This window comes from Micromonospora foliorum (assembly GCF_022229015.1).
Lineage (GTDB): Bacteria > Actinomycetota > Actinomycetes > Mycobacteriales > Micromonosporaceae > Micromonospora > Micromonospora foliorum.
In genome coordinates this window covers 18,707-29,875 of record NZ_JAKKFF010000075.1, presented here as the reverse complement: position 1 = coordinate 29,875, position 11,169 = coordinate 18,707, and the positions used below count along the sequence as shown (strand labels likewise).

General features: G+C 70.1%; 11 protein-coding genes. 5 read left to right on the top strand and 6 right to left on the bottom strand.

Features of this window, described 5'->3' with window-relative positions:
- Window positions 1-3 precede the first annotated feature (3 nt).
- A complete protein-coding gene (locus PSH25_RS07000) occupies window positions 4-636 on the top strand; it encodes a hypothetical protein (protein ID WP_238658211.1) in 633 nt (210 codons plus the stop codon).
- Window positions 637-695: 59 nt separating this feature from the next.
- Entirely contained in the window at window positions 696-1,775 is a 1,080-nt protein-coding gene (locus PSH25_RS06995) for a hypothetical protein (protein WP_238658210.1), read from the top strand.
- 61 nt (window positions 1,776-1,836) lie between these two features.
- Here PSH25_RS06995 and PSH25_RS06990 read toward each other — a convergent pair whose 3' ends face one another.
- Complete coding sequence (locus PSH25_RS06990) at window positions 1,837-3,150, bottom strand: hypothetical protein (RefSeq protein WP_238658209.1); 1,314 nt, start codon at window positions 3,148-3,150, stop codon at window positions 1,837-1,839.
- Window positions 3,151-3,638: 488 nt separating this feature from the next.
- Between PSH25_RS06990 and PSH25_RS06985 the strand changes: the two genes are divergently transcribed.
- A complete protein-coding gene (locus PSH25_RS06985; protein WP_238658208.1) occupies window positions 3,639-5,204 on the top strand; it encodes a pectate lyase family protein in 1,566 nt (521 codons plus the stop codon).
- Between the two features lie 168 nt (window positions 5,205-5,372).
- Here the strand turns inward: PSH25_RS06985 and PSH25_RS06980 are convergent, their stop codons facing one another.
- From PSH25_RS06980 to PSH25_RS06965, 4 genes are all read right to left on the bottom strand, one after another.
- The gene (locus PSH25_RS06980; protein WP_238658207.1) at window positions 5,373-6,683 is read right to left on the bottom strand and encodes a radical SAM protein; all 1,311 of its coding nucleotides are present in this window, start codon (window positions 6,681-6,683) and stop codon (window positions 5,373-5,375) included.
- A gap of 61 nt (window positions 6,684-6,744) precedes the next feature.
- Complete coding sequence (gene sodN, locus PSH25_RS06975) at window positions 6,745-7,149, bottom strand: superoxide dismutase, Ni (RefSeq protein WP_238658276.1); 405 nt, start codon at window positions 7,147-7,149, stop codon at window positions 6,745-6,747.
- Window positions 7,150-7,262: 113 nt separating this feature from the next.
- The gene (locus PSH25_RS06970) at window positions 7,263-8,060 is read right to left on the bottom strand and encodes an inositol monophosphatase family protein (RefSeq protein WP_238658206.1); all 798 of its coding nucleotides are present in this window, start codon (window positions 8,058-8,060) and stop codon (window positions 7,263-7,265) included.
- A gap of 71 nt (window positions 8,061-8,131) precedes the next feature.
- The gene (locus PSH25_RS06965; protein WP_238658205.1) at window positions 8,132-8,578 is read right to left on the bottom strand and encodes an iron chaperone; all 447 of its coding nucleotides are present in this window, start codon (window positions 8,576-8,578) and stop codon (window positions 8,132-8,134) included.
- 206 nt (window positions 8,579-8,784) lie between these two features.
- Here PSH25_RS06965 and PSH25_RS06960 point away from each other — a divergent pair, with 206 nt between their 5' ends.
- Together PSH25_RS06960 and PSH25_RS06955 are read left to right on the top strand one after the other, a co-directional pair.
- Entirely contained in the window at window positions 8,785-9,546 is a 762-nt protein-coding gene (locus PSH25_RS06960) for a GNAT family N-acetyltransferase (protein ID WP_238658204.1), read from the top strand.
- A gap of 53 nt (window positions 9,547-9,599) precedes the next feature.
- A complete protein-coding gene (locus PSH25_RS06955) occupies window positions 9,600-10,322 on the top strand; it encodes a tetratricopeptide repeat protein (RefSeq protein WP_238658203.1) in 723 nt (240 codons plus the stop codon).
- A 129-nt stretch (window positions 10,323-10,451) separates the two neighbouring features.
- On the opposite strand, the gene PSH25_RS06950 is transcribed toward PSH25_RS06955, so the two are convergent.
- Window positions 10,452-11,153 (bottom strand): NADPH-dependent F420 reductase, encoded by a 702-nt coding sequence (locus PSH25_RS06950; RefSeq protein WP_238658202.1) that lies wholly within the window; start codon window positions 11,151-11,153, stop codon window positions 10,452-10,454.
- Window positions 11,154-11,169 lie beyond the last annotated feature (16 nt).

Genomic DNA, 11,169 nt, shown 5'->3' with positions numbered 1-11,169 from the left:
CACATGAACACATACAAACGGCGGCGGCTGTTCGCGGTCAGCGCGGTCGGCGCCGTGCTGACCGGGGCGGCGGTGCTGCCGTCGCCCGCACTGGCCGAGCCCGGTGACGACGCCAGCGTGCGGGTCACTGTCGACATCGACGAGATCAGGGAACCGGGCGTGCTCGCCCTGTCGATCGCCGGCGACGCCGTCGCGCTGTCCGAGGACGGCTCGACCCTTCTGGTTCGCCAGTTCGTCGGTACGCTGCCGACGGTGACGGTCACCGACACCCGTGTCGCCGACGAGGTGCCCGACGGCGCCAGCTGGGCGGTGCTCGGCAGCGCGACCGACTTCGCGGGCACCGCCGGCCAGGCGCCGATCACCGCCGACCACTTCGGCTGGAAGCCGCGCCTGCTCGACGGCGGCGACACCGGCCTGGTCACCGAGGGCGAGGAGGTGGTGACCAGCCTGGACGAGCCGACCCAGCCGGGCAACAATGTCGGCCTCGTCGACCAGGAGTTGCTGGTCTCGGCCTTCGACTCCGAGGCCGTCGCCGGCGACTCGTACTCGGTCAATGCCGACCTTTACCTGCGGACCCCCGCGGAGGTCGCCGCCGGCGAGTACAGCTCCACGCTCACGCTCTCACTGTTCGAGTAGTGGCCTGGGCGGGGGTCCGGATCGGGCCCCCGCCCAGCCCCGTGCCGAAGGGCCGCCTCATGACCGTCACCCCGCTGCGCCGGGCGCTCGTCGTCCTCGCCGTCGCGTCCCTCGCGGTTGCGGCCGCGCCGACCGCGGCGGCGGCGGAACCGGACCCGAAGGCCCTGACCTGGACGGTCCAGCCGGCCACCGCGAGTGGGCCGGACCAACGCCGGTGGATCAACGCGAGCCTCGACCCGGGGCAGGTCGTGACCGAGCACCTGGCGGTACGCAACCTCAGCCGTACCGCTGTGGCCTTCTCGCTGAAGGCCGCCGACGGCTACCTCACCGACAAGGGTCGCTTCAACATGCTGTCGTCCGACCGGCCCTCGGTCGACGGCGGCACCTGGATCGACGTGCAGGAGAAGGTCACCGTCGGCCCGAACGAGACGCGGGTCGTGCCATTCACGATCAGGGTGCCCAAGGGCGCCACCCCGGGCGACCACCCGGCCGGCATCGCCGCGACGGTCACCAGCACCGGAGGAACGGTCAACGTGGAGAGCCGCGTCGGGTTCCGGGTCATGCTGCGGGTCAACGGCTCCGCGCGGGCAGCCCTGGCCGTCCGCGGCCTCGGCGCGACGTACTCCCCGTCGTGGAACCCCTTCGCCGGTGGCACGGTGCGGGTCCGCTACACCGTGGAGAACGACGGCAACGTCTGGGTCAGCGGCACGAGTCGGGTGGCGATGTCCGACCTCCTCGGCCGGAGCAGCCACGACGCCAGCAACGCCGTCGAGGAGTTGCTTCCCGGCGGCAGTCGGGAGGTGCAGACCCGGGCCGACGGCGTGTGGGCCCTGGTGCGCCTCCGCACGACCGTCAGCACGTCGCCGACGCTGCTCGGCGACGGCCAGGCCGGGGCGGACCTTCGACCGGCCTCGGCCACCGTCACCACCTGGGTCGTACCGTGGGCGCAGCTCGCGCTGCTGGGTCTGCTCGCCGGCCTGCTCCTGGGGCTGCGGGCGGCGGTCCGGCACCGGCGGCGTCGGCTGGCCGGGCTGCTGGCCCGCGCGAGGCAGGAGGGCCGGCAGGAGGGTCAGGAGTCCGTGCTCGTCGGGGGCGGGCCCGCCCCCGACGAGCACGACGCGGGCGACGCCCGTCGGTAACCCGCCGGCGCGAGGGAATCGCGCTGCCGGATCGCGGTGAGGCGTCGCCCGGTCCGCGGCCTCAGGGCTTGGACTGGTCGAGCAGCCAGCGCAGGATGCCGGCGTCCTCGTAGGTCGGCCCGAACGCGGCGTGGTAGTCCGGCACCGAGAACGCGGCGTCGGCGTACTCGGTGTAGCGCACCAGGTCGGCGGTCTGCTCCGGCGTCTTGCCCCGGGCGGCGTACGCCTGCCGCAGCACGGCGGTGGAGTTGCGCGCGCCCGTGACGTTGAGCAGGTGGTCGTGCTCGCCGTGGGTGATCCACACCGGCACCTCGGCCGCCGCGATGGCGGTCGCCTGGGTGGCGTTGACCGGGAAACCACCGGTCACCAACCCGCCGGCGAACAGGTCCGGACGCTTGGCGAACGCCTCCCAGAGCAGCTGGGATCCGTACGACACGGTGGTCGCGTACACCCGACGGGTGTCCACCGCGAACTGGTCGACGAACTGGTCGAGCAGCTTGACCAGCAGGTCCGCCTCGGCGACCCCACCGACCCGCTGGTGCTGAGGCGCCAGGACGATGACGTCCTCGGCGGTGCCGGTCCACTGCGGTTGGAGCCACGCGGTCGCCGGGATGTCGGCGGCGAGTTGGACGCCGAGGTTGTCGCCGTCCCAGCCCATTCCGTGACCGGGCAGGACGACCATCAGTGGGTACGTGCGGCCCGGCTGGTAGTTCTTCGGCAGGTGGTAGTGGTACGGCAGCACCATTCCGCCACTCAGGAACGAGCCGTAGGTGAACTCGTCGACCAGTTGGTTGACCGGCTTCTCGGTGACCGGTCGGGATTCGCGCGGAGTGGCCCGGGCGAGCACCGGCCCCTTGCCGGCCCCGCGGCCGGGCTGGCCATGCACGTCCTTGCGCTGCACGACCCGGGTCGGCAGCTCGGGATTGACCTTCACGGTGCAGAGGAAGGTCGGGCACTTGGAGACGATGACCGTCGAGCCGCCGGTGTCGGCGGGGTCGAGCTCGACGATGACGTACCTGCCCGGCGCCGATCGGTGGTCGGCACGGGTGCCCGGTGTCCCGTTGGTGTAGGTGTGGGTGACGGTCCGGTCGGCGAGCTTCGGCAGGTCCTCGATGGGGTTGAAGCGGAAGTTGTAGATGGTGTCGGTCACCGAGAACGTGGCGGTGTCGAGGGTGCGGGGGTTGACCGTGGCCCCGTACTCGATCGCCACCGCCGAGACCTTCTGGCCGTACGTGTAGACGGTGGTGATCGGGGTGATGCTGCGGATTCCGTCCGTGGCGCCCCGGCTGTCGCTGGCGCTGCCGTACGCGGTGCCGGAGGCGCCGGCAAGGACGAGGGTGGCGGCGAGCGGGATCAGTCCTTTTCGCAGTCTCATGCGGGTCCTTTCTCGGGGGTGGTGCGTTCAGTCAGCGGTCCCGCCCGGGACCGGGGAGTGGGACGGGTCGGAGCGAGCCGGCCGCTAAACTGATTTAGCAGAGCATCGATGGCAGGCCCGGCGGTGTCAATACCGAGCGCGCAACGAGCCGGAACTGCGCCGCCGACGACCAGGCTCGCCCCGACCCGCGCGGCCGACCCCTCTCGTGAGCACTGCAACAAACCTGCAAGCGCCAGCTATTGCCTTCAGGGAAACCGCTTTCCTACGATTGCGTTGCATCGATGTTTCATTTGGCAGTCGGGCGAGCGATGTCACCGGGCGCACCTCGCTTGCACGGCACATCCCTGCTTCTACCAGGGCACGAGACATCTCGATGAAATCGCCGCGATTGACTGTCGCCAATTCCTGAATGACGTCCGTCGGCAGGTGCGGTCGCGGTGTGCGTCGAGTCGAAGCCTGGAACGAGACGAATGCGAAGGTGAGGCGACATGAGACGACCAGTCGCGCTGCGATGTCAGGCAGTGCTGGCTTCAGCGGCCGTGGTGATCGCGGTCGGGGTGGCCCTACCGACCCCGCAGGCCGCGGCGGCGGTCGGCAGCGCCACCGGCTACGCCACCCAGAACGGCGGGACCACCGGCGGCGCGGGCGGGCAGACGGTACGGGCCACCACGGGCACGGCGATCCACGCGGCGCTGTGCGGTCGGACCAGCAGCAGCACCCCGATCACCATCGAGGTCACCGGGACCATCAACCACGGCAACACCAGCAAGGTGTCCGGGGCGAGCTGCAACACCGCGGCGGGCGTGATCGAGCTCAAGCAGATCAGCAACGTCACCATCATCGGGGTCGGCAGCGCCGTCTTCGACCAGCTCGGCATCCACATCCGCGACTCCAGCAACATCATCATCCAGAACGTGACCATCCGGAACGTCAAGAAGTCGGGCTCGCCCACCTCCAACGGTGGGGACGCCATCGGCATGGAGAGCACGGTCCGCAACGTCTGGGTCGACCACGTCACCCTGGAGGCGTCGGGCGGGGAGTCCGAGGGGTACGACGGCCTCTTCGACATGAAGGACAACACCCAGTACGTGACGCTGTCCTACAGCATCCTGCGCAACTCCGGTCGCGGCGGCCTTGTCGGGTCCAGCGAGAGCGACCTGTCCAACGGCTTCATCACGTACCACCACAACCTCTACGAGAACATCGACTCCCGCACGCCGCTGCTGCGCGGCGGGATCGCCCACATCTACAACAACCACTACGTGAGCCTGCACGAGTCCGGGATCAACTCCCGGGCCGGAGCCAGGGCCAAGGTGGAGAACAACTACTTCCGCGACTCCAAGGACGTCCTGGGCACCTTCTACACCAACGAGCGTGGCTACTGGCAGGTCGCCGGCAACGTCTTCGACAACGTGACCTGGTCCAGCGCCGGCAGCGAGAACTACCCCGCCGGCCCCAACCCGACCTCCAACACCACGGTCAGCATCCCGTATTCGTACAGCCTCGACGGGGCGAGCTGCGTGCCGGACATCGTCCGCCAGACGGTCGGCGCCAACACGGGCCTGAGGGTGTCGAACGGCAGTTGCTCGCCGCAGACCCCGCCGCCCACCACCCCTCCGCCGACCACCCCTCCGCCCACGACGCCGCCGCCGACCACCCCGCCGCCCACGACGCCGCCGCCCACCGGCGGGACCAACCTCAGCCTCGGCGCCGGCGCCGACGGCTCCAGCAAGGCCAGCGGGACCAGCTACGGCAACGTGCGCGACGGCAACCTGAGCACCTACTGGTCGCCGGCCGGGTCGACCGGCACGATCTCGATCAAGTGGGGCTCCGCGACCCAGGTGTCCCGGGTGGTGATCCGCGAGCCGTCCGGCACCCAGGGTTCCATCGGGTCCTGGCAGCTGGTCAACAACGACAACGGGGCCGTCCTGGCCACCGGCAGCGGGGCCGGTTCGATCACCTTCCCGGCCACCGCGACGAGCAAGCTCAACTTCAAGATCAACAGCTCCGGCGGTACGCCCCGGGTCGGTGAGTTCGAGACGTACGCCAGCTAGACGAGTACGTCCTGTCGGACCGGCGGGGTGTGGCTCGGCCGATCGTTGTCGGTCACCTTCGTCGGGACGGACGCGGTGTTGAGCGGTATACCTCAGAGGTATGAACATGCCTCTGAGGTATACCGCTGCTCGGTGGACCGACCGGGGCGGGTCAGCCGAGCGCGTCCGTCACGAATCGGTCGACGGCAGGGTGTCCATGAAGGAGCTGACCGAGAAGACCGCTCGCCCGGGCCCGGCCGGGCCGTATCCGGGCGGGCTGGACAGGCCGTGGGCGTCCATGGTCGCCCGGTATGCCTCCAGCAGGCGGACGTGGTATTCGAGCGGCGCACCCTGCGGGTTCGTCCGGCCCAGCGGCGTGGTGGGCTCCGGGCACCAGGTGGTGAACCGGGGCGTGATCCCCCGGGACATGAAGTAGTCGAGCCCCTCGGTGGTGGAGTCGATCGCCTCGTCGACGCTGGTGAAGCCGTGCGGGGCGGCCATCTCCACGCCCGCCACGAAGTTCGGGATCACGTTGCGCGGGCCGAACACCTCGGCGGAGTCGAGGATGCGCCGGTGCCACTCCTCCCGACCGACGTACCGTTCCTTGCCCGGGCAGTACAACTCGAACAACCGCTTGTCCCACACCTCGTAGTTGGGGTGGTAGATGCGGATCCCGTAGTCGTGGAACCGCTGCACATCGGCTCGGGGCAGCGCCTGGGCCACGACCTTGCCGATCCACCGTCCGGGAAACCGCTCCTCGATCGCCTGCGCGTACTGGCCGTAGAAGTCGGCCTCGGCCAGCCCGTTGACCTGCGAGGTGATGCTGCCACCGGTCAGCGTGTACGCCTGCGACGCGCGGTCGACGTCGTGCCGGTCGATGATCTCCAGGGCCTCGAGGACCTCGTCGACCGGCTTGACCCCGGTGTAGGGCCGACCGGCCTGCTTGTGCTGCCGCCAGTTGTGGTTGATGTCGCAGTACTGGCACTCCTCCTTGGCGCCGAAGTACTGGCAGACCCGGAACGCGGTGAGGTAGATGAGATAGCCCCACTGGATCGTCGGGGCGACCTCCATCACCGACTTGCCGTTGGCGAGCGCGTGGCGGTAGTACGCCGGCATCGGGGGCAGCCCGACATCGGCGATCGGCCGCCCGTCCAGGAACAGCCGCAGTCGACCGTCGCTGTCGGTGCCGACGCGGTACGGCGAGCTCGGGTTGGTGCGGACCGAGACGACGGTGCGGAATAGCTCGTATGGACCCCCGGTGAGCACGATCTCCTCCGGTGGCCGGCGCAGCGCGGCGGTCCCCAACTCGGGCAGCGTCCGGTGGTCGAAGGAGAAGATGAAGTACGACTTCGGCTTGACGTCGCCATGCTCGTTGTCGGTCAGTGCCGCGTCGTCGAAGGCGAGCCCGCCCCGCAGCAGGTCCTCCTTGAGGACTGCCTCCCGCGGCACGTGTGGGAAACGGCTCATAAACTCTTCGACGAGGTCGGTGCGCGACGTCATGCGGTTCCTCCCGAACGAGGTACGCCGAACCGGGTGGCCGGTGCCACCCGGTGCCGGCCGGTCAGCTCTGCTTGGTCTCCCAGAAGATTTTCGAGATCTCCTCGATCTTCCCGAGGAGCTGCTCGGCGACCGCCGGGTCCGCGGCGCCCTTCGCGCCGCCGGCACCCGCCAGCTTGGTCGCCTCGTTGAACAGGCCGTGCAGCTGGGGGTACCTCTCGAAGTGCGGCTGCTTGAAGTAGTCGGTCCACAGGACCCAGAGGTGGTGCTTGACCAGCTCGGCCCGCTGCTCCTTGATGAGCAGCGCGCGGGTGCGAAACTCCGGGTCGTCGCTGGCCTGGTACTTCTCGGAGATCGCCTTGATCGACTCGGCCTCGATGCGGGCCTGTGCCGGGTCGTAGACGCCGCAGGGGAGGTCGCAGTGCGCGCTCGCGACGGTACGCGGGCGGAGAAGGCGTGACAGGTGCATCGGAATCCCTTCGACGGTGGTGCTCGGCTGACGACCGTCCGGACGCCACGGCCCGAACGTGATCATCTAGGGACGGTAGAACCTCAACCGTGCTTCATGTCAAGACGAGTCGATCACGAGCGCTGTTTCCGGATGAGCGTCAGCAGGGCGGCGTGCGTCCGCTCGTCGGCGGCCACGACGAGGCCGTCCCCACCGGTGTGCAGCGGTTGACCGTCCAGCCCGGTGACCACGCAGCCGGCCATCTCGCAGAGCGCGATTCCGGCCGCGAAGTGGACGCTGTTCCGCAGGTCGTGGCGGTCCGTCACGTACGCGGCGCGGCGACCGGCGGCGACCCAGGCCACGGCCAGGCTGGTGGAGACCACCCGGGGCCGGAACTCTTCGAGGAAGCCCTCGTCGGCGAGCATGCGGGCGGCCAGGAAGACGTCCCGGTTCGGAAACGGCGGGTCGAGGTTCAGGTCGACAAGAGTCGACTCGGCCGACGGAACGAGTCGCTGGTCAGTCCCCCCACCCCGGACGTACGCGGCGGTGCCGTCGGTCCAGAACACCTCGGCGGCGAACGGGTCCACCGAGGCCGCCACGGCGACGTCCGACCCGACGCGCAGAGCGACGTTGACCGAGGCCAGCATGGTCCGCGCGGCGAAGTTCAACGTGCCGCACAGCGGATCGACCAGCCACGTGCGTCCGTTGTCGCCGGCACCCGTACGTCCGCTCTCCTCGGCCAGCACGGCGTCGTCGGGACGTGCCGCACGCAGGACGTCGAGGATGGCCCGCTCGGCCTCGACGTCCGCGGCGGTGGCGAAGTCACCGGCGGTCTTCATGACCCGGGTCAGTGCTGAGCCGTGCCGGGAGCGGACGACCGCGGCTCCAGCTTCCGCCGCCTCGATGGCCAGCGCATGGTCTGTGATCGACATGCCCGAACCATAGGAGCCGTGGGCAACGTCGGTGACGGCCGGACAGGGCCGTAGGAGGGGACGGGCGTCGGTCAGGAGACCGCTGCCCGCACCAGCTCGGTGATCTTCTTCTCCACGGCCGGGCTCCACTGCTGCAACGCGTACGCCACCGGCCAGATGTCCCCGTCGTCGAGGTTGGCCGGGTCCTGGAAGCCCAGGGTCGAGTACCGGTAGTTGAACTTGCCCGAGTCCTGGAAGAAGACAATGATCTTGCCGTCCTCGTTCGCGTAGGCGGGCATCCCGTACCACGTCTTCGGCGCCAGGCCCGGGGCGGCTGCGGTCACCGTCACGTGCACACGCTCGGCGAGCGCGCGGTCCTCCGGCTCCATCTGCGCGATCCGGTCCAGGACCGCCTGCAGCCCGTCCGCCTTCTTGGCGCCCTTCTTGCCCTCGGCGCGCAGCTCGTCGGCGCGCTCCTTCATCGCGGCCCGCTCCTCGGGGCTGAAGCCGTCGGACTTGGTCGTGGTCTTCGCGGACATTCTCGGGCTCCCTCTCGTCGTCCAGGTCGGCGTACTGCCGTTCACCTGGGGAAAGGCTAGGTCGCTCGGCCCTGTCGGGCTTCTCGATTCCTGATCGGTTCGAAAGCCGGACCGCAGGGGGCCGCCCTCGCCCCCGTGATTTGCTGGTCAGCGTGATCGGTGGCTAGGTTGTCGGCCGGGCAGAACGACCGTTCTAGGGGGCCGTCATGAGAATCACCGCCGATCGGATGGCAGCGGCATACTCCGACGCCATTGAGACCCTGTGCAGGACGACCCCGAAGGGCTGGTACGCCGAGCGGGCTACCGCGCGCGCGGCGGTGACCCAGGCCGCCGTCGCGTCGCTCAACGCGGCCTACGACACGACGACCGAGCCGGATCTCGGGTCGCTCGACGAGATGGCGACCGAGGTCGGCAGGCAGGCCGCGCAATGGTCGATCATGGTTCGGGGCGAGGCGGGCGACGAGGTCGCTGACCTCGCTGCCCGGCACGGGCTGCTCGCACGTAGTGATCTGCCCTTTCTGGCCTGCGCCACGGATGACATCGTGTTCAGTGGCGGCTCGACGCAGCGCACGTCGGTGCGCCAGGTCGGCGCCGCCGAGAGCGACCTCTACACCGAGATCCTCACGCGGAGCTTCGAGGCCCCCGACGGCCTCTTCGGGTCGCTGATGGGCGGTGCGGTGCTCGACGCCGACTCCATCACCGGCTACCTGGCCGAGGAGTCCGGCCAGCCCGTCGGCACCGGGCTCGGGATGCGAAACTCCGGCGTGGTCGGCGTGTTCAACATCGCAGTCCTTCCGTCCGCCCGGGGTCGTGGCCTGGGCCGGCTGCTCACCGAGACGGTTCTGCGGGACGGCATCGCGGCGGGCGCGGACGCCGCGTACCTGCAGAGCAGCGCGATGGGTAGGCCGCTCTACGAGTCGATGGGCTTCGCGCTCGTGGAGACCTGGACCATGTTCCACGCGCGGTGACCGACGAGTTCGACCGGGTCTGTCGTGCGGTGCCAGTGATGGGGGAGAGGGCCATGACCTTCAGCGAGAACGTGCGCTCGGCTTTTCGCCGAGGCGAGACCGACGCCGTGGTGCGGATGAGCGAGGCCGAGATCGAGCGGGCCCGGGCGGCCGGCGACCCGGCGGGCGAGGTGGAGGCCCGGTACAGCCTCGCCCGGGTCGCCATTCGCGGCGGTGACCTGCCGGGCGGAGAGGCCCGGGCCCGGGAGGCTCTCGCGGTGGCGCTGCGCGCCGGCGACCGGACCCTGGAGGAACGGCCGAGGCACGTGCTCGCCGCCGTGGCGCGAATGTCCGGCGACCTGCTCCGCGCCCGGGACCTGTACCGGGAGAGCATCGCGCTCAACGAGGCGCTCGGCCAACCCAGGACGGTCAACTCCGAACTACACAACCTCGCGTTCTGCGAGCTGGGGCTGGGCAACCTCGACGTGGCGCGAACGCTGTTCGCCGAGAACCGCGAGCGGGTCTTCCGCAACGGCTGGGCCGACTTCGTGCCGTACGTCTGCGTTGCGGGTGCCGCGCTCGCGTCCGCCGAGGGGGACCACCCGCGCGCGGCGCGGATGATCGGTGTCGCGGATGCCGCGTTCGCGGCGCTCGGCCAGGTGCCGGACCCGGACGACGCGGCGGACCTCGCCAGGATGCGCGCCGCCGCGACCGAGGCGCTCGGCCCGACCGACTTCGACGAGGAGTACGCCGTCGGCCAGCTCCTCGAACCGCAGGCGGCGTTCGGCACCGACTGACCCGCCGAGCGGTCCAGCTACCGTGGCGTAACGACAACTAGTTCCGGGAGAGGATGATCGGGTCGGAGGGCCCGTTACCGGATCCTTCCGACCCGATCATCGCTGACCCTGCGCGGCCTCGGGCGACCGCTACGTCGCCGATCGGGCCGCGGTGATGGTCCGCCCCCGCTCCGACTCCGGGAAGCGGTCGAGCATGGCGCGTACCTCCTCGGCGCTGACGTTGGCGCCGAACAACTCGCTGCCCGGTTCGAGCCGTACCCCATCGGCCAGCCGGCCGGCGACGACCGGATCGAAGCCGAGCGCGTTCACCAGGGCCGCGACCTCGGTGAGATCGGCGGTGTCGTCCCCGGCGATCGCGATGGCCTTGCGGCCGGTCGCCCCCGCCGGCCGGGCCTCGTCCTCCAGGTCGTGATAGCCCATATGGTTGAACGCCTTCACGACCCGCGAATCGGACAGGAACGCCTGGACGGTCTCGCTCGACGAGGTACGCGGGTTGGTGAGGTCGTCGCGGATGCCGTCGATCTCCCACCAGTAGTTCATGGCATCGACGACCAGCTTGCCGCGCAGCGCCTCGGCGGGAACGCTGCGGTACTTGCCGAGGGGCAGGGCGAGGATGACGACGTCGGCGTTGGCCGCGGCGTCGACAGCCGTGGTGGCCTCGGCGCCCGGGGCGAGGACCTCGACGGTGAGGGCGATCTTCGCCGGGTCGCCGGAGCCGGCCACCCGTACCCGGTAGCCGGCGGCGACGGCGAGCCGGGCGAGCACCGTGCCCACCTTGCCGGCCCCGAGGATGCCGAGGGTCGCAGGCCGGCTCCGGTCGTTGTCGTTCATGTCGTCCTCTCGCTTG